The following is a 19,135-nucleotide window of genomic DNA, read 5'->3' as shown; positions in this document are numbered from 1 at the left end:
ATTCCTCCTATTTTTATCATTAATTATGAATGATTTTGCTTAAAAATTCTTTTGCACGTTCGTTTTGTGTATTTGTAAAGAAATGTTCAGGAGTCCCAGTCTCAATAATTTGACCGTCATCCATAAAAATCACTTTATCGGCTACTTGACGGGCAAATCCCATTTCATGAGTAACGCAGATCATTGTAATATTTTGTTTAGACAAATCGATCATTACATCTAATACTTCTTGAATCATTTCAGGATCAAGCGCTGATGTTGGTTCGTCAAAAAGAATGATCTCCGGATGCATATTCAATGCCCGAGCAATGGCGACCCGTTGTTGCTGTCCGCCTGAAAGTTGCGAAGGGTAAGCATTTGCTTTGTCTGCAAGTCCGACTCTTTCTAAATATTCCATACCAGTTTTGGTTGCTTCTTCTTTGCTGACACCTTTTACTTTGATAGGGGCTAGGGTCAAGTTTTGAATAATTGTCTTATGAGCGTAAAGATTGAAGTTCTGAAAGACCATCGCTACTTTTTGGCGAACTTCCTGCACAGGGGCTTTTGGTTCCGTTATATCGATCCCATCAACGAAAATATGTCCATCACTAACTTTTTCCAAACGGTTGATACAGCGAATCAAAGTGCTTTTTCCCGAACCAGAAGGTCCGATAATAACAATTTTTTCCCCTTCGTTGACATTTAAAGAAACATCTTTCAAGACGTGATGTTCTCCAAAAAACTTATTTACATGCTCCAACGAAATCATAGCAAATCTCCTTTATGTATAGATTTATCACATGAATATCAAAAGATTATGAGTGAATAGGACAAAAGAATAGTGCAAGAAAAAAGAAAAAGTATTACCTTCAATGAAATGAAACAAAATAGAATTTTGTGAAAAAGCGTTTTATCGTCGTTCATTGACAGATGCCTCGTTTTTTACTCCGAAAGAATATTCTTTTTCTAAGCACATTTATCTTTTTAATCTAATCTAATAATCATAATTCTATTCGTTTGTTAATGTTAGAAATTATAACATATGAAAAAAGAGATTGCTAGTTTTTTTTGTTAATGGATAACAAACAATAAAAAAACATCAAGAAGAATGGTATAATAGAGGAGCTTTGATAATTAAACTTGAAATAAGACGTTAAAAAGTAGAAAATAAAAGTGTTGAAATATACTGTAAAGGTTTGATCAATTTGAATAATCGTGGAGCGATAGGTTTTATGGATTCCGGAGTCGGAGGACTTACGGTTGTTAAGGAAGCGTTAAAGCAGCTTCCCAATGAGCAGTTGATTTATTTAGGTGATACAGCGCGCTGCCCTTATGGTCCTAGACCAGCCGAACAAGTTATCCAGTTTTCCTGGGAAATGACTGATTTTCTATTAGATAAAAATATAAAAATGCTAGTGATAGCTTGTAATACTGCAACTGCTGTAGCATTGGAGTCTATCAAGGCACAATTAGATATTCCTGTAGTTGGCGTGATTCTTCCAGGTACTAGAGCGGCATTGAAAGCAACAAAAAATAATCGAGTTGGAGTGATCGGAACAGCTGGTACGATCAAAAGTGGTGCGTATGAATACGCATTGAAAGGAAAAGCGCCAAAAACATTTGTTAGTAGTTTAGCTTGTCCTAAGTTTGTTCCGATCGTTGAAAGTAATGAAACACATTCTTCGGTTGCTAAGAAGGTAGTATCAGAAACATTGCATCCATTGTTGCTTAAAAAGCTGGATACATTGATTTTGGGATGTACGCATTACCCGTTGTTGCGTCCGTTGATCCAAAATGTGATGGGCAATCAAGTAAAGCTGATTGACTCAGGTGCTGAGACAGTGGGAGAAGTTAGTATGCTTTTAGATTATTTTGACCTTGCTAATACACCATCATCAGAAAAGGCACCTCATGAATTTTATACGACAGGTTCCGCTAAAATGTTCAAAGAAATTGCGGATGAATGGTTAGGTTTAGAAGGTCTTACTGTAAAACAGATTCGATTAGGGGGAAAGTTAAAGAATGAATAGACATGATGGTAGACAAGCAAAAGAATTGAGAAAGATCATCATTGAGACGAATGTCTATAAACATCCGGAAGGTTCCGTAGTCATTTCATTTGGTGATACAAAAGTCATCTGCTCAGCAACGGTGGAAGAAAAGGTTCCACCATTTTTAAGAGATCAGGGAACGGGTTGGGTCACAGCGGAGTATAGTATGCTACCGCGTGCAACCAACACCCGAAATATTCGCGAAAGCGCCAAAGGAAAATTGACGGGCAGAACAATGGAAATCCAAAGGCTGATCGGCCGCTCTTTACGTGCAGTGGTGGATCTGACTAAACTTGGAGAACGAAGTATCATCGTTGACTGTGATGTAATACAAGCAGATGGAGGAACACGTACGGCAAGTATTACAGGAGCATTTGTAGCAATGAAGTTAGCAGTAGACAAACTGATGAAAAATGGAGAATTAAAAGAAGATCCGATCAAAGAATACTTGGCAGCTGTCAGCGCGGGAATTTTAGAGGATGGTTATTGTGTCTTGGATCTAGATTATGAAGAAGACTCTGCTGCTGCAGTTGATATGAATCTAGTGATGACAGAATCAGGAAATTTCGTGGAGCTCCAAGGGACGGGAGAGGAATCCACTTTTTCGGGAGATGAGCTGAATGCCTTGCTTTTTTATGGAAAAACGGGAATCGAAGAGCTGATTGCGTATCAAAAAGAAGCACTTTTAGCACCCGATCTACAAAACCATTCTGTAGAGGAAAATACGATCGTTATTGCAACTAGAAACCCTGGAAAAGCAAAGGAATTTACGAAAATTTTTGCAGAAAAAGGCTATCAGGTAAAAACGTTATTAGATTATCCAGAGCTTCCAGATGTGGAAGAGACTGGAAAGACATTTGAAGAAAACGCACGTTTAAAGGCGGAAACGATTGCTGAACTTTTACAACAGCCGGTCTTGGCTGATGATTCTGGTTTGATCGTTGATGCATTAGGCGGACGACCAGGGATTTTTTCTGCAAGATTTGCAGGTGAACCAACGAACAATGCTGCGAACAATGCGAAATTACTTCATGAAATGACGGGAATACCGCCAGAAAAAAGAACGGCAACATTTCATTGTACCCTTGTTTTTGCAGCACCACATAAGGAAAGTTTAGTGGTTGAAGGTGATTGGGCAGGTATTGTTGGTACGATTCCAAGAGGTGAGCATGGCTTTGGGTATGATCCATTATTTTTCGTAGCCGAAGAACAAAAAACTGCCGCAGAATTGTCTGATGAACGCAAAAATGAGATCAGCCATAGAGCTAAAGCAGTCGCAAAATTAAAAGATCAATGGGAAGATTGGTTGAAAAAGTAGGAGGAAATCAATGAAATATTTAGTAGTGAGTGACAATCATGGAGATCGTGATGTTTTAGTGGATTTGGCTGAAACCTATCGTGGCAAAGTCGAACGAATATTCCATTGTGGTGATTCAGAACTTGAACCAACCGATTCCTTATGGCAGGATTTTAAAGTTGTGAAAGGAAATTGCGACTATGATCCGGCATTTCCTGAGAAAATTGTTGAAAAAACTGAAATGGACACGATTTTTATGACACATGGGCATCTGGCAAACGTTCGTTATGATTTAACGACGCTCTCTTTGCAAGCATCACAGGCTTCTGCCAATATCGCACTATTTGGTCATACACATGAAATCGGCTGTGAAGTCCGGGCCAATATTTTATACCTGAATCCTGGAAGTATTCGGCTGCCCAGAGGACCGATCCAATTACAATCGTATGCGATCATTGAAAGTACAGAAGATAAATACCATGTTCAATATTTTGGACGGAATCATCAGCCATTTAAAGAGCTATCATTTAATTTTAGCAAATATTGATCATCTAACAGCAAGGTGTTGAACAATCGATTTGTTTTCACCTTGCTTTTTAAAAGTGAAGAAATTGTGTTCAAAGCTTAATTTTTTTTAAGAGTTATGAAAAAAGTTTGAATTTCAAGACATTTGCATCCGTTTTCGGTAAAATAGAGTTTGTGGCAAAGAAAATGAAATGGAGGCACTCCAATGATTGGATCTGCTGTAAAAGAATTATTATTAGAAAAAGAAAATACATTTTTAATACCTGCGGAAAACGTTGCAAACGTAATGTGTTTGAATCCGCTTAGTCATGCATTATTGGTTTTATCACAAGTAAAGTATTCAAAAATTCCTGTTTTGGATAAAGGGGACCGATTTGTCGGATTGATCAGTTTATCAGATGTTGTAGATAAAATGTTTGATATCAGCTCGGTTGATTTTGATAAATTGAAAGAATTTACGGTTGCAGATGTGATGGAGGTCAATGTTCCTGTGATCGGTGAAAATTGGGAACTGGAGGATATTCTACATTTATTAGTAGATGCAGCATTTTTACCTGTTGTTGATGATAATCAACGATTCAAAGGAATCATTACGCGCAAAGAGCTACTTAAAGCAATCAATCATATGGCTCACGAATTAGAGCGAAAAAATATCATTTTACCAAAATCAGAAGAGGATCATCGAGAAATAAAAGTTGTTTGATTTTTTTCGTTTTTCTGTTAAGCTAAAAATCTGTAAAATGATTATTTTACTGTAAAGTTTGAAGGGAGTTATTTAATGGACGCATATGAAATTATCAATTATATTGGAAATGCCAAAAAGAAAACGCCTGTCAAGGTGACATTGAAAGGAAAGCTAAAAGAAGTTACGTTTCCAGAAACGATCCAAGCTTTTACGAACTGCAAAACAGGAACGTTATTTGGAGAATGGGAAGATATTAAGGCTTTTCTAAGTGAAAATGAAGCAGCGATCGAGGATTACGTTGTTGAAAATGATGCTCGAAATTCAGCGATCCCGATGCTTGATATTAAAGAAATCAACGCACGTATTGAACCGGGAGCGATTATTCGTGATCAAGTGGAGATCGGGGATCAAGCGGTCATTATGATGGGTGCTATTATTAATATTGGGGCGGTGATCGGTGAATCCTCAATGATCGATATGGGTGCAATTTTAGGTGGAAGAGCAACCGTAGGTAAGAATTGTCATATTGGTGCTGGAACAGTACTGGCTGGTGTTGTTGAACCGCCAAGTGCTCAACCTGTCGTAATTGAGGACAATGTCTTGATCGGAGCAAACGCCGTTGTTTTGGAAGGCGTTAGAGTAGGTGAAGGAGCAGTGGTTGCTGCTGGTGCAATTGTGGTCGATGATGTTGCGCCGTACACAGTTGTTGCGGGAGTTCCTGCTAGAAAAATCAAAGATATCGATGCTAAAACTAAAAGTAAAACAACGATGCTGGATGAATTGAGAAAGCTTTGATCATCCACACTAAATGATAACGAGATATGAAAAAAAGAATAGGTGGGACGCTTAGGCTGTCTCATCTATTCTTTTTTAAGCTTTCAAATATGTAAGAAAACTGTTCGTTTATTCGCTTTTTGAAGTGTCATTAAACATCTATAATCATTATTAGATAGATTGTAGGAGGAATTATGATGATGAAGAACAAAAAAGTAAAATGGGTTATCGGCGGCGTTATTCTTAGTTTAGGGATCGGAGGATATTTTTTCTTATCTTCTTCAAATAAAAATAGTGAACCAAGTTATAGTGCATTTAAGCTGGAGCCGCTAGATCCTCTTGTACTAAAAGGAGAAATCAGCGCTACTCAAAGCGAAGATATTTTTTATGATCAAACTTTAGGAACGATCGCATCGATCCCAGTCAAAAATGAACAGGAAGTCAAAGCTGGAGAAGTAGTGCTGAACTATCAAAATAGTGATGCTCAGACTCGCGCCGATCAACAACAGCGAACAGTAAATAAAAGTAGCTTGACAGCACAACAAGCTGCGCAAAACTTAACGAATGCACAAACGAAATACAATGAGGCACAAGCTGCTTTAAACCAAAGTAAAGCAGACGTGGATCGTGAAACTGATCCAGAAATAAAAGAAACACTAAAAAGTAAGGTAGAGCAGCAACAAACTGAATTGACTGCTGCTAATAGTGAAGTGATTCAAGCACAACAGGCATTAGAATTAGCAAATACTGATGTGAATGACGAAGCAGCAGCACTGGAAACGGAGCAAGGAAAAATCGTGACGACAGTCCAAGCTACCCAAGATGGAATTGCAATCGTGAATGAAGCTGGGAAAAAGTCATTAGATATTCCTTTGGTAAGAGTTTTGAGCAAATCAAAACAAATTAAAGGAACTGTAACAGAGTATGATCTTTCAAAATTAAAAACAGGTCAGGAAGTTAGTGTTACTTCTATCGGTTCAAACCAAGAAGTTGCAGGGAAAGTTGGAACAATCAATCAATTACCTAAAACAAGTACTGGCGGAGAAAGCGAGATCCCGACCTATGAGTTTACTGTAGAAGGTGATTTTCCTTGGCCCTATGGCTCTTCAGCACAAGTTTCTTTGCAGCAGCCTCAATTGATCTTACCTCAAAGTGCAATTGTGACCGAAGGCAAACAAACTTTTGTTTATATCTATAAAAATGGCCGAGCTAAAAAAACTGAAGTGAAACTTTCTGACAGCAATAATGCTAAAGTTGTAGAATCCGGTGTTTCAAAAGGAATGACAATCATTGATAATCCTGATGAATCATTAAAAAACGATGCAGAAGTGCAGGTGGTCGAAAATGATTAAACTGGAACATATAAACAAGTATTACTCACTGGAAGAAGAACAACTTCATGTGCTGAAAGATATCAACTTTGAAATCAATGAAAAGGAATTTGTGGCAGTCATGGGGCCGTCTGGTTCCGGTAAATCAACCTTGATCAATTTGATCGGTTTTATTGATAAGAAATTTGAAGGGAAATATCTTTTTGAAGGAAAAGAAATCACTGATTTTTCAGATAAAGATCTTTCTGCGATTCGAAATCGCTCTGTCGGTTTTGTTTTCCAAAATTTTAGTTTGATTGAAAATAATACGGTTTTTGAAAATATTGAATTACCACTGCTTTATAATGGATCAGCTTACGAGAATACCAAAGAGAGAGTTCAGGAAGTTCTTGAAAAAGTAGGCTTGCCGGATAAGGGCAATAAATATCCGAAACAGCTTTCCGGTGGTCAGCAGCAACGTGTGGCGATTGCTAGGGCAATCGTCAATTCTCCTAAATTTATTATTGCAGATGAACCAACAGGCGCATTAGATTCAAAGACCTCAGAAGACATCATGCAGTTATTTCAGGAATTAAATCGTAAAGAAGGCGCAACGATCATTTTAGTTACGCATAATCCAGAAATGGTTTCTTACTGTGATCGATTGATCCGTGTAAAAGACGGCATGATCTTGGAAGAGGAGCTGATTAAATGAAAAGTTATGTTCTCTGGAAGACAGCACTAAAGTCTATTTTAAAAAATAAAAAACGTAGCTTTCTGACGATGTTCGGCATAATCATCGGTATTGCATCAGTAATTACGATCGTGTCGATCGGTAATGGGTTCAAACGAGATATGATCGATAAAATGTCAATGACTAACACTAACGAAAACGTCAACAATTTAACGTTTAATTATTATGATGTTGCTAATGCATTCACTGAAAATGAAGTTTTTAAAAAAAGTGATTTAGATTTAATAAAAAATGTAAAAGGTGTTAAGAAAGTAGATTTTTACGAGCCGAAGCAAAAATTGACTGAACGTCAAGTGGAAATTCATATCAGAGAAAAGAAGTTGACAAAAACAGTTGAACGTGTGGAACAAACGACTCTTCAATTATTGAAAGGCCGTCAACTTGAACCCAAAGACAGTGAAACATTGAATAAAGTTGTTGTGATCGATGAGATTTTAGCACAAAAATTATATGGTGACCCTGAGCAAGCATTGGGGAAAGGGTTTGAAGTTGGCAGCGAATTATTTACGATCGTCGGTATTACTGCTAATAAAAATGGCACGTTATCGATGGAAAATCAAGCACCTTTGGCTTATTTTCCGATAAACAGTTATGATCGTTACTTTAAGAAAAAGGAAAGCCAATCAATTTTAAATTTAGAAGTAGAAAATGTACGAGATAAGGAACGAATCACTGCAGAAGTATTGAAGCAGTTGAATTTTAATGGTAGTTTGCGTAATGTTGGAGAATATGAACAGTATAACCCTAAATCAGATATTGCTGAAATGGGTAAAATTTTAGATAACTTAACGTTGTTTATCTCTGCAGTTGCTGGAATTTCATTGTTTATTGCAGGTGTGGGTGTGATGAACATGATGTACATTTCTGTTTCTGAACGAACAAAAGAAATCGGTATTCGTCGTGCGTTGGGAGCAACAGAGAAAGATATTCGCAAACAATTTTTGGCAGAAGGACTGACATTGACTTTACTTGGCGGTTTGATCGGCTATCTTCTTGGTATGCTTTTAGGGCTTTTGACCTCTCTATTTTTACCGTTTGCGGTTCGCCCAGATTTATTTACAATCTTCTTAGCAGTAGGAATTTCAGCTTTGATTGGGATCGCGTTTAGTTATATGCCTGCATCAGCAGCTTCTAAAAAGGATCTAATCGATATTATGAAATAGTTGCTACTGAAGTAAGACCAAACAGAAATCTTGTTTGGTCTTATTTTTTTATTTTCTCGACAATCAGTGTTAGCGTAATTCAACGATTGACAGATTCTTTTTTTTGTTGAACAATAAGTCTTATGAAATAGAAAAGAGGCAGATAAATAGTGATTAATGATCGATTGATAGAGATTCGCAGACAGTTGCATCAAATACCTGAGATTGGCTTGGAAGAAATTGAAACACAAAAAAAACTATTGACGTTGATCCGTCAAATTGAGAAGGACTATATAGAAGTAAAGGTTTGGCAGACAGGTATTTTAGTTTTTATCCATGGGAAAAGCCCTAAAAAAACAATCGGTTGGCGGACAGATATCGATGGGTTACCCATTACTGAAGAGGTTATTTCTAATTTTAAATCGATGCGAGAGGGATTCATGCATGCCTGCGGGCACGATTTTCATATGACGATTGCTTTAGGACTATTGGAACAGTTAGCAAAAGAGCAACCTGAAAATAATTATTTATTCCTTTTCCAACCTGCTGAAGAAAATGAAGCAGGAGGAATGTTGATGTATGACGGAGGTGCCTTTGGAGAATGGTTGCCTGATGAATTTTACGGATTGCATGTCAATCCTGATCTGCCGGTAGGAACGATCACAACCAAAGTTGGAACGTTGTTTGCTGCGACTTGTGAGGTACAAGTTACATTGGTTGGCAAAGGCGGACATGCAGCGTTTCCTCAAGATTCCAATGATATGATCATTGCTGGTATGAGTTTTGTGCAGCAAGCTCAGACGATTGTCAGCCGCAATGTTAATCCGGTAGAAGGAGCAGTTGTGACTTTTGGGACGTTCAATGCAGGAAGTGCTACAAACGTGATCGCTGGAAAAGCAACGATTTCTGGAACGATTCGAACACTTACAGATGAGATGAATCAATTGACTCAAAAAAGAATCAGGGAAATTGGAGAGGGAATTGCAAAATCATTTAATTGCGAGGTAGATGTTTTTTTAGATCAAAAAGGGTATGTTCCTGTTATCAATGATCAAGTGACAACAGAGCGTTTTATGCGTTTTATGGAACAAGAAGAAGAGGTTTCATTTTATGAAGCGGGAGTAGCGATGACAGGTGAAGACTTTGGGTATTTATTATCGAAGGTTCCGGGAACAATGTTTTGGTTAGGTGTAGATAGTGTTTATGGACTACATTCAGCTAAATTCGATCCGAAAGAAGAAGCGATTCCTTTCGCAGTCAAGCACATTTCTGCATTTTTAAAATCATTAGATAAATAAAAGAGGGACTAGGGCATAACTCGTAGAGTTATGCCCTAGTCCTTTTAAAACGAATAAACGATAAGACGAAAACATCTATTTTAAAGTAATCGGTGTATTTGGTATGGAGAAATTCGCTTCTGACAATTTTTTGACGTACTGTGCCAAAAATTCTTCTCGGATCACTGCTTGTTTTCCATTTAATACATACATCGTCGTCCGAATAGCAAAGTTTCCGTTGCCTAAATCAACCATTCCAAAAACCGTTGGTCCAGACTGGATACTTTCGGAATATTTTTCTTTAAGCTCCTGATTTACCTGTTCGATGACTGCAACGATCTGGTCATATCCTTCATCAGGAATAATCCGCACATCGATCAACACCTGCATATTAGAGCGTGAAAGGTTACTGATAGTTGTAATATTACGATTAGGGATAAAATGGACAGTTCCGTCAAGAGCCTTCATTTGAATCGTTCTTAGACCAACGGAAGTCACAGTTCCTTCAATACCTAAGGCAGTCAGACGAACATAATCACCAACATCCATCTGTTGTTCTAAAATAATGAAAAAGCCGGTAATGATATCATTCATAAATCCTTGTGCGCCTAAACCAATTGCTACACCTGCGATCCCAGCACCAGCAAGTAAGGACCCTACAGGAACACCGACAGTTGTCAATAAAGAATAAATAAAGAAGAAAAATAATGTATACTGAAACGCATTGATGATCAATGTATGCAAAGTTTTTAGACGACTTTCGCTAAAAGATTGCTTTTTGCTATAGTTGTTATATGCTCGATCGATCAATAGTTTTCCAATACGATTTAAAACGATAAAAAGTAAAATCAATAAAACTAAATAGATCGTTTTTTCAATCACAACAGCTAAAATGTGATCCCAATTGATATCGTTCCAAAAACGCTGTAGAGCATTGACTTTTCGTTCAGTGGCTACTTTTATATCAAGCGTAGAATCTGTCGTGCTGTCTAATGTACTGCTGGAAATAGATTGTCCCAAAATAAGCAATAATAACCCAACTTTCTTTGACTGTTTTGAAAGGAGAAAGCATTCCTCTTCCATTTGTCCTCTTCATATTATACTTGAAATTGAAAAAAGATGTCATTATTTCTGTAAAAAGGTTAACAAAGTGATTGGGAATATGTTACAATATTCTGAAAATAAGGAGTGATTGCATGACATTAGATTGGGATAATTTAGGCTTCGACTATATAAAAACACCTTTTCGTTATATTTCGATGTGGAAAGATGGTCAATGGGATGAAGGGAAACTGACTGAAGATAATGTTCTTCATTTACATGAAGGCTCTGCAGCCCTCCATTATGGACAGCAATGTTTTGAAGGGCTTAAAGCTTATCGGTGCAAAGATGGTTCTATCAATTTATTTAGAGTAGATGAGAACTCAAAGCGTATGAACCGCAGTGCCAAAAGACTATTGATGGCTGAAGTTCCAGAAGAAAAATTTATTCAAGCAGTTGAAGAGGTAGTAAAGGCAAATGAAGCTTTCGTTCCACCTTATGGAAGTGGTGGAACCCTCTATATCCGTCCGCTGTTGATCGGAGTAGGTCAAGGGATCGGAGTTCATCCAGCCCCTGAATATTTGTTTACTGTGTTTTGTATGCCAGTTGGTGCTTACTTTAAAGGCGGCTTAGTACCGACTAATTTTGTGGTTTCAGAATATGATCGTGCGGCCCCTCATGGCACAGGAGCGATCAAAGTTGGAGGAAATTATGCTGCAAGCTTACTTCCAGGTGAAGAAGCAAAAGAGCGAAGTTTTTCAGATTGTATCTACCTTGATCCGGCGACACATACAAAGATCGAAGAGGTAGGTTCAGCTAATTTCTTTGGAATCACAAAAGACGATCGTTTCGTTACACCATTGTCTCCATCTATTTTACCGAGTATCACAAAGTATTCACTTTTGCATCTTGCCGAGCACAATTTGGGCTTGGAAGCGGTAGAAGAAGATGTTTATCTTGATTCGCTGGATCAATATAAAGAAGCCGGAGCTTGCGGAACTGCTGCTGTCATTTCACCGATTGGCGGGATCCAAGTTGGAGATGATTTTCATGTGTTTTACAGTGAAAATGAAGTTGGTCCAGTCACTCAAAGATTATATGATGAGCTTACAGGCATTCAATTTGGTGATATTCCAGGACCATCAGGCTGGATCAGAAATATCAGCGTATAGAACTTTGCAATAAAATCTTGAGAGCTCACTTGTTAAAAGTGACTTTCGAGTTTTTTTGTTTCTTTAAAAGACTTAGCTTAGATACAGAAAATAAAAAAAGGCAGGTTGTCATGGACGCTACTTTGCGATTAATAAGTCTTCATCAGATTGAGAAACTTGCAGCTCCCAAAATAGAATGATCAAGGTGTGATTAATAGTGGAGAGTCTATGTATAAGCTGATTTAAAGCTCTTTTTTAACTTATTAACTCTTTTATAAAAGTTATCAATTTAGGAAAACAGGGCTTTTTATAAAATGAGTTGTTTTTCATCTGGATACTTTAGGAGTATAATAAAGTAAGAAAAAATTTTATATGGAAAGGAATGACCGATGTATGTCTTTTGAAACAACAAAAGAATTGGCTAATGGTTCTATCATTCCTCGCTTAGGTTTAGGCGTTTGGAAGGTAGAAGATGGGAAAGAAGCAGTAAATTCTGTAAAATGGGCGCTTGAAACAGGATATCGTTTGATCGACACTGCTGCAGCTTATAAAAACGAAGAAGGCGTAGGAGAAGGGATTAGTCAGTCTGGAGTTCCTAGAGAAGAGATTTTTGTTACAACTAAATTATGGAATGCGGACCAAGGATATGAGTCAGCTCTTAAAGCCTTTGATAAGAGCTTAGAGAAACTTGGGTTAGACTATGTCGACTTATATTTGATTCACTGGCCAGTTGAAGGGAAATATAAAGATTCTTGGCGGGCGATGGAAGAGATTTATCATAGTGGCCGAGCAAAAGCAATCGGTGTTTCTAATTTCCACGAACATCACCTTGAGGATCTCCTTAAAGACGCAACGGTAAAACCTGTTGTCGATCAAGTTGAAATACACCCAACATTAACACAAGAGCCTTTACGTCGTTTCTTAGCTGAGCATAATATTGCTGCAGAAGCGTGGTCACCTTTAGGTCAAGGGAAAATCCTTGAAAATTCAGTCTTGGTTGAAATTGGGAAAACACATAATAAAACTGCTGCACAAGTTATCATTCGCTGGCATTTACAAAATGATATCATTGTTATTCCAAAATCAGTGCATGAGGATCGAATCAAACAAAACTTCGATGTTTTTGATTTTGAATTAAGTAAGGATGAAATGGAACGAATCGATCAGTTGAATACAAATGAACGTATTGGTCCAGATCCTGACAATTTTGATTTTTAGTTAGCGAAAATAAAGAGAGCAAAATAAAAAGTACGGGACAAAACGAATGATAAGTTTTGTCCCGTACTTTTATTTTTGTGATAATGGCTAAAGCTCATTGACGAAATAGTCGAACAGTTTGAACTCGTTTCTTTCAGCTTCAAAACGTAATTCAGGATGCCACTGAACACCTAGAATACGTTGTACAGGATCAATTGACTCAATGCTTTCTATCAGTCCGTCAGTAGAAGTAGCACTGACCTTTAATGTATCAGCTAATGTGTGGATCGCTTGATGATGGTAAGAATTGACCCGAGCTTTTGCACCGAAAAGTTGATAGAGAGCGCTATCTTTTTCTATGTTTACATCATGCGTCGCGAACTGTGGTTGTGTTGGCTGTTGAACATGCTTGACTTTCCAATTTGCATATAATGAGAGATCTTGGTACAATGTTCCGCCTAAAGCGACATTGAGTAATTGCATACCGCGGCATACAGCAAAGATTGGTTTTTGTTGTTTGAGTGCTTCCTCGATCAATGCAAGTTCAAAAAGATCACGGTTTCGATTCGTTTCTTCAAGCTTTGGGTGAGGTTCTTCTCCAAATAAATCAGGAGATATATCTTGTCCGCCAGCTAACAATAATTTGTCGATTTTTTCAATATATGCTTTCGCTGCTTCTTTTGATCCGATCGGTAATACTAAAGGTAATCCGTTCGCTTGCTGAACAGCCGTTACAAATCCTTGTGGAGTATACGTTACGTGATTTCCGTGAAAAACATCAACGTGTTGAATAATTTGGTTAGCAGCAATGCCTATTATTTGTTGCATATAAACACATCCTTTATTATCATGTAGCAATAGTTTATCATTCTTTCTCAAAAAAAGAATAGAAATAGCTTTATGAGACACCAATAAAAAAATACCCAAGACAAAACTAAAAAACGGTTTTGTCTTAGATACTAACTCTTAATAAATGAGGGCCAAAAGTCAGATTCTTCGGCAACTTCGCGAAAAAAGGACCGATTGTTCGAAGTGAGTTTTATCTCCTCTTCTTTAGTGATTAACGAGCACGAATGACTTCGATTTTATATCCATCGGGATCAGTAATAAAGTAATACGATGGCGGAGTACCAGGTAAACCTTTCATGTCAGTAACATTAAAACCAGCTTCTTTTTGTTCTTCGTGAAGTTTCTCGATTTCGTCTGTACTAATAGCGATATGACCATAGCCATCACCTAAATCATATGCTTCATGATCGTAATTATATGTTAGCTCAAGTTCGTATCCGTCGCCAGGAAGTGTTAGATAGACTAATGTAAATTTATGTTCTGGAAAATCACGACGGCGACTTTCTTCAAAATTGAAAGCTTTTTGGTAAAATTCTAGAGATGCTTCTAAATCTTTGACACGTACACAAGTATGGGCCATTTTCATATGAGGTATCATCCTTTCAAATATAAATCTATCGTAGAAAAATCTACTGACAATCTTATAGTAGCACAAATATTCCTCGATTTGTGATTGAAAAGTTTAGATAATACTTGTTCATTAGAAAATTCTCATGTAAAATTGACTTAAACGAAAAGGGAGTTGTTTGTATGGAAACACCGTCGTTCGGTGAAAAATCGGAAAAGTTGGTCTATAAAAAAAGGTTAGGTGCTTATATTATTATTTCCAGAAAAAACAATAGTGAGATTGTTTTAATCCAAGCACCAAATGGGGCCTATTTTTTACCAGGCGGAGAAATTGAAAAAGGGGAAACTAAAGAAGAAGCTATAGATCGTGAAATGATCGAAGAATTAGGTATTGAAGTAGCTATCGGCTCTTATTTAGGGCAAGCGGACGAATATTTTCACTCAAGACATCGTAGTACCGATTATTATAATCCTGGGTACTTTTTCGTTGCAGATGCTTGGAAACAAATTTGTGAACCTTTAGAAAAAACAAATGGAATTGAATGGGTCAGCGTAGAAGAGGGGAGCTCTCTATTGAAGCGCGGCAGTCATAAATGGGCAGTAAAAAAATGGCAAGCGAGTTTATTACACTAAGAGATCGAAATAGATAGGTTCCACTGATGACTCATTTTTAAAAGGAGCAGGGCATAACTCATAGAGTTATGTGCCTGCTCCTTGTTTGTTACAAATATTTTAATAAAACTTCAGCAACACCGTCTTCATCATTACTGCTGGTTTGAATATCTGCTGCCTGTTTCACACTCTCAGTCGCATTACCCATCGCTACACCGATTCCGGCATATTCGATCATAGATAAGTCATTTTCGTTATCGCCGATAGCCATAACTTCTGATTGTTGGATTCCTAAATGATCAGCTAATTTTGCTAGTGCATTTCCTTTACTTGCTTCTTTGTTTAAAATCTCATAATAAAAATCTGTGCTTTTAACTGTTGTATATTTATTAGAGAATTCTTCCGGTAACTGGCTGATTGCTTTATCCAAAATCTCCGGCTCGTCAATCATCATCATTTTGATAATTGACAAATCAGGTGTCATTTCCTCAACAGTACGATACTTTAAAGGCATGTCCACTAAATAAGCTTCGTGAACAGTGTATTTCCCAATATCACGATTTGCAGTATAGATTGCTTTGTCATCGATCGTATGCAGATGAGTACCAACTTTGCGAGACATCAATTCGATTTCTAAAAAGTCATCATAACTTAAAGAATATTCAGAAATGATTTTATTTGTTTTGGTAGCTTGAACTAAAGAGCCATTATAAGTGATAACATAATCATTATCACCATATAAATCCAATTCAGTTAACTGATCCTTCACTCCAGGTAATGGACGACCAGTACAAAGAACAATGTAAATACCTTTTTCATTGGCCTTTTGAAGTGTCTCTTTCACTTTCGGTGTGATCTTTCTGTTTGAATCAAGTAGTGTTCCATCGATATCTATTGCTACTAATTTGACTGACATAACTTCCTCCTGTATCTCTCTTTTTAATTATTGTTTTCCTTCGACTAATGCACCGTTATGAATGTAGGCTGCAAATTCACGATACGTGTCATCGAATAAATCAAAATGTTGCTGTCTTTTTGGGTCGATCATTTCCTTTGGAAAGAAAAAGCGTTCATCGATTTGGGTCTGACCAGCTAAAGCAGCAACTAAATGACTAACTTTAGATAACTCGACCAGAGTACCATCTTTTTGCATAATCTCGATTTGGGTGCGATGACTATGTTTTTCCGGCCGATAAAAATCATATGGAAGGTCATAGCTCGAATTGATCGCTGTATAATATTGAGGATTGTAACCAACTTTTTCGATCAATGCCTTTAAATGCCTGATTGTGACAGAATCGCGATTGCCTGAAAAAGTGGCTGATTTGAGTGGTCTACGAATCAAAAATCGATTTGCTAAATCTGTCAGAATAGGATCTGGCAATGACGTCCACTGAGTAAAGTAAGTATTCAAAACACCGTCATCCAATTTCAAATAATCCTGCAATGAATAATTTCCTTTAAAGAAAGGAACCAGTAACTGAGAATGAAGCTGGTAATCTTCTGGTGCTTCTTCATATAGCTCTTTTGCGCGATTAAGCAGATGGTCTAAAATCACTTCCATACCACGTGAAACAGGGTGGAAGTAGACTTGCACATACATCTGATAACGACTGACGATATAGTCTTCGACAGCATGCATACCATTCATTGCAAAGGCCAAGCCATTTTTATATGGACGAATCACGCGTAAAATTCTGGTTAAGTCAAATGTACCGTATTCTGTTCCTGTAAAATATGCATCACGAAGAAGATAATCCATTCGATCAGCATCGATCTGACTCGAAATCATTTGAACGACCTGTGGGTTAGGATAGGTTTTCTTGATAACATTAGCTACCTTATCCGGAAAATCAGCCGACACGCGATTTAATATCTGGAAAACTTCTGTTTCAGGTGAGGTAATGATTTCTACGGTGATTGCTTCATGATCCGTTTTAAAAATGTGCTCGAACGTATGAGAATAGGGACCATGGCCGACATCATGCAACAAAGCAGCACAAAGTGCCACTAATCGTTCATTATCATCCCAACCTTCTTCACCTAAATATTCTGCAGAGTAATTTCGCTGGAAAATATCACAAATTCTGCGTGTGATCTCATAGACGCCCAATGAATGAGCAAAACGACTATGCTCTGCACCATGAAAAGTAAAAGAGGACGTGCCGAGCTGCTTGATTCGACGTAGTCGTTGAACTTCTGCAGAATTGATCAAATCAAGGATTACCTGATGTTGCACGTGGATATAATTATGAACAGGGTCACGAAAGACTTTTTCGATCGGTAAAATTTGGTGTTTATATGGGGTTGGCATCTGTTCACTCCTTTAGTGAGGATGGGACAAAAGTATCAGGCTCCGAAAACCAAGTCCTTCAATTCTTAGTATCTTTGATATTTAGAGATTGATGTGATCGGAACAAAGTGAAGTAGGTACTATGCAACACAGTTTATCTACTTTTGTTTCCACCTTTTTTTAAGTTTCAGAGTGCAAAATAAAGCTGATTTTTTTTACTTTATCTCACGCCGAAAATTATTTTTGAAAAAATTAATCTAATAGCTGATTACGCTGCTTCATTTTTTCGAGTTGTTTATCTGTTTCAGTGATAAACCATTCTGATCGAAGTAACGTAGAAAGAGCTTGGTCATTTACTGTAAATTCATTTTTTGATACTAATGTATCAAACAGCCTTTGTTTGACGTCATCAACAGAGAGTCTGATCTGAAGTAAGTCTTCCAAATTTGCCATGACAGCCGGATTGACAGGTGGGTAACCATTTTTGCCGAAATCTATCCCTAAGCTTGCTTTGTAAAAATCACGGACACTCTCACTACGCTTTTGTTGATCTCCGTTTACGCTTAAATAAATCATAACAGAAATACCATCTTTGACGCGGCGTTGAGCAATTCCTGCAAATTTTTTTCCATCAATGCTTAAATCAAAAGTGCCTGGGCAGTAAGATTCTGTCACTTCAAAAGCATTGATTTTATGCGTAGAATCTTCAAACGTAAGCTTTATCAATTCCCACATCAGCGTGTACCCCTGATCGATACTCAGCTTTTTATCAGCAGTATTTGGTAAAATCAGTGAGATGTTCAAGACGCCCTCATCTGCAATCACGCCCAATCCGCCTGCATTACGAACAACAGGATGATAGCCAGACTTTTCTAAAGAGGTCAGACCAGCTGAAAGGTCAGTGACACGAGTGTCTTTCATTCCAAGGATCATCGCTTGATCTAACTGCCAAAAATGGATGATCGGCTGTTGGTGGATACCTGTATATGTCGTCAGAACATCAGTTAAGGCAAAAGGCAAAAAATAATCTTTTTGAGTCAAACACTGCTGATCATACAAAAAGATAGAATCGAAGTGGGATAAACGTTCTAAACTATTCATCTGCATCGTCATCCTGCTTCACCCGAGAGACATAATCTTTTACTTCTTTATTCATCTGGTTATATTCATTTGTAAACCGCATTGGCTTGCTGATGATACGCATAGGCATCGTTGCGAGAAATTTACTGAAATCTTGACGGGCTTCTTCTGTTAAGCGACCGGGTTTTGAAACTAAGCGTTCGTATAAGTAGTGATAAAATTGATTCATCGCATCAATGTCAATACTCATCTGGTTATGGCATTCAACGCATTCGATGCTGGAAATGATTTCATTCATATACTGAATATCATGTAGTGTTTCTTTTTGACAATGCATACAAAAGAGCATTGCTTTTTCATCGTGAAATAACATCTTTATCCACCTCCATTATCTATTATATACGATTTAAGCGAAAAATCATGCTTCATTGCGGATAAATAATAACTAAAGTTGAAAAATCTTAAAGAAATCAAAAAAAGATGGAGAAAATCTTGCTATTGAAGCAGGAAAACTATAATATATTTACATATGATCACAAGATGAACAATTG

The 19,135-nt window shown here is 37.4% G+C and carries 20 protein-coding genes; 12 read left to right on the top strand and 8 right to left on the bottom strand.

The genetic code is table 11. The features are described from left to right. Positions 1 to 19: 19 nt before the first annotated feature. Positions 20 to 748, bottom strand: a complete 729-nt coding sequence (locus A5889_RS01760) for an amino acid ABC transporter ATP-binding protein (protein WP_087640162.1) — start codon at positions 746 to 748, stop codon at positions 20 to 22. A gap of 436 nt (positions 749 to 1,184) precedes the next feature. Between A5889_RS01760 and racE the strand changes: the two genes are divergently transcribed. The 9 genes from racE to A5889_RS01715 all read left to right on the top strand — a co-directional run bounded on the left by racE (position 1,185) and on the right by A5889_RS01715 (position 9,815). Then, complete coding sequence (gene racE / locus A5889_RS01755; protein ID WP_087640161.1) at positions 1,185 to 2,009, top strand: glutamate racemase; 825 nt, start codon at positions 1,185 to 1,187, stop codon at positions 2,007 to 2,009. Continuing rightward, positions 2,002 to 3,348, top strand: a complete 1,347-nt coding sequence (gene rph / locus A5889_RS01750; RefSeq protein ID WP_087640160.1) for a ribonuclease PH — start codon at positions 2,002 to 2,004, stop codon at positions 3,346 to 3,348. The genes racE and rph overlap by 8 nt, the downstream gene beginning before the upstream one ends. 10 nt (positions 3,349 to 3,358) lie before the next feature. Beyond that, entirely contained in the window at positions 3,359 to 3,874 is a 516-nt protein-coding gene (locus tag A5889_RS01745) for a metallophosphoesterase (protein WP_087640159.1), read from the top strand. Between the two features lie 183 nt (positions 3,875 to 4,057). After that, complete coding sequence (gene cbpB, locus A5889_RS01740; protein WP_087640158.1) at positions 4,058 to 4,555, top strand: cyclic-di-AMP-binding protein CbpB; 498 nt, start codon at positions 4,058 to 4,060, stop codon at positions 4,553 to 4,555. 75 nt (positions 4,556 to 4,630) lie between these two features. Continuing rightward, the gene (gene dapD / locus A5889_RS01735) at positions 4,631 to 5,332 is read left to right on the top strand and encodes a 2,3,4,5-tetrahydropyridine-2,6-dicarboxylate N-acetyltransferase (RefSeq protein WP_087640157.1); all 702 of its coding nucleotides are present in this window, start codon (positions 4,631 to 4,633) and stop codon (positions 5,330 to 5,332) included. A gap of 176 nt (positions 5,333 to 5,508) precedes the next feature. Next, on the top strand, positions 5,509 to 6,663 hold the full coding sequence (locus A5889_RS01730; RefSeq protein ID WP_242585279.1) for an efflux RND transporter periplasmic adaptor subunit: 1,155 nt from the start codon (positions 5,509 to 5,511) through the stop codon (positions 6,661 to 6,663). Continuing rightward, positions 6,656 to 7,336, top strand: coding sequence for an ABC transporter ATP-binding protein (locus A5889_RS01725; protein WP_087640156.1), 681 nt, complete (start codon positions 6,656 to 6,658; stop codon positions 7,334 to 7,336). The genes A5889_RS01730 and A5889_RS01725 overlap by 8 nt, the downstream gene beginning before the upstream one ends. After that, positions 7,333 to 8,538 carry an ABC transporter permease gene (locus tag A5889_RS01720; protein ID WP_087640155.1) on the top strand — a complete coding sequence of 402 codons (1,206 nt, stop codon included), beginning with the start codon at positions 7,333 to 7,335 and terminating at the stop codon, positions 8,536 to 8,538. Before A5889_RS01725 ends, A5889_RS01720 begins: the two co-directional genes overlap by 4 nt. A 149-nt stretch (positions 8,539 to 8,687) precedes the next feature. Beyond that, entirely contained in the window at positions 8,688 to 9,815 is a 1,128-nt protein-coding gene (locus A5889_RS01715) for an N-acetyldiaminopimelate deacetylase (protein WP_087640154.1), read from the top strand. A gap of 75 nt (positions 9,816 to 9,890) precedes the next feature. Here A5889_RS01715 and A5889_RS01710 read toward each other — a convergent pair whose 3' ends face one another. Next, positions 9,891 to 10,823, bottom strand: a complete 933-nt coding sequence (locus A5889_RS01710; RefSeq protein ID WP_087640426.1) for a mechanosensitive ion channel family protein — start codon at positions 10,821 to 10,823, stop codon at positions 9,891 to 9,893. A 167-nt stretch (positions 10,824 to 10,990) separates the two neighbouring features. On the opposite strand from A5889_RS01710, the gene A5889_RS01705 reads away from it, so the two are divergent. After that, positions 10,991 to 12,007 (top strand): branched-chain amino acid aminotransferase, encoded by a 1,017-nt coding sequence (locus tag A5889_RS01705; protein ID WP_087640153.1) that lies wholly within the window; start codon positions 10,991 to 10,993, stop codon positions 12,005 to 12,007. Between the two features lie 372 nt (positions 12,008 to 12,379). Next, positions 12,380 to 13,204: an aldo/keto reductase gene (locus A5889_RS01700; RefSeq protein ID WP_087640152.1), complete on the top strand. Its 825-nt coding sequence runs from the start codon at positions 12,380 to 12,382 to the stop codon at positions 13,202 to 13,204. A gap of 87 nt (positions 13,205 to 13,291) precedes the next feature. On the opposite strand, the gene A5889_RS01695 is transcribed toward A5889_RS01700, so the two are convergent. Both A5889_RS01695 and A5889_RS01690 read right to left on the bottom strand, forming a co-directional pair. Then, positions 13,292 to 14,011, bottom strand: coding sequence for a gamma-glutamyl-gamma-aminobutyrate hydrolase family protein (locus A5889_RS01695; protein ID WP_087640151.1), 720 nt, complete (start codon positions 14,009 to 14,011; stop codon positions 13,292 to 13,294). 232 nt (positions 14,012 to 14,243) lie between these two features. Further along, positions 14,244 to 14,618, bottom strand: coding sequence for a VOC family protein (locus A5889_RS01690; RefSeq protein ID WP_087640150.1), 375 nt, complete (start codon positions 14,616 to 14,618; stop codon positions 14,244 to 14,246). 164 nt (positions 14,619 to 14,782) lie between these two features. On the opposite strand from A5889_RS01690, the gene A5889_RS01685 reads away from it, so the two are divergent. Beyond that, a complete protein-coding gene (locus tag A5889_RS01685) occupies positions 14,783 to 15,232 on the top strand; it encodes an NUDIX hydrolase (protein ID WP_087640149.1) in 450 nt (149 codons plus the stop codon). Positions 15,233 to 15,320: 88 nt separating this feature from the next. Here A5889_RS01685 and yidA read toward each other — a convergent pair whose 3' ends face one another. The 4 genes from yidA to A5889_RS01665 form a co-directional block, all read right to left on the bottom strand. Next, entirely contained in the window at positions 15,321 to 16,127 is an 807-nt protein-coding gene (gene yidA, locus A5889_RS01680; RefSeq protein ID WP_087640148.1) for a sugar-phosphatase, read from the bottom strand. Between the two features lie 27 nt (positions 16,128 to 16,154). Next, on the bottom strand, positions 16,155 to 17,525 hold the full coding sequence (locus A5889_RS01675) for an HD domain-containing protein (protein ID WP_087640147.1): 1,371 nt from the start codon (positions 17,523 to 17,525) through the stop codon (positions 16,155 to 16,157). Positions 17,526 to 17,756: 231 nt separating this feature from the next. Further along, a complete protein-coding gene (locus tag A5889_RS01670; protein WP_087640146.1) occupies positions 17,757 to 18,605 on the bottom strand; it encodes a lipoate--protein ligase family protein in 849 nt (282 codons plus the stop codon). Next, complete coding sequence (locus A5889_RS01665) at positions 18,598 to 18,957, bottom strand: hypothetical protein (protein WP_087640145.1); 360 nt, start codon at positions 18,955 to 18,957, stop codon at positions 18,598 to 18,600. The genes A5889_RS01670 and A5889_RS01665 overlap by 8 nt, the downstream gene beginning before the upstream one ends. Between the last annotated feature and the right edge of the window lie 178 nt (positions 18,958 to 19,135).

The organism is Enterococcus sp. 9D6_DIV0238 (assembly GCF_002174455.2).
GTDB lineage: Bacteria > Bacillota > Bacilli > Lactobacillales > Enterococcaceae > Enterococcus_L > Enterococcus_L dunnyi.
The sequence above is the reverse complement of the archived record's forward strand: the minus strand, read 5'-3'. Positions and strand labels throughout refer to the sequence as shown.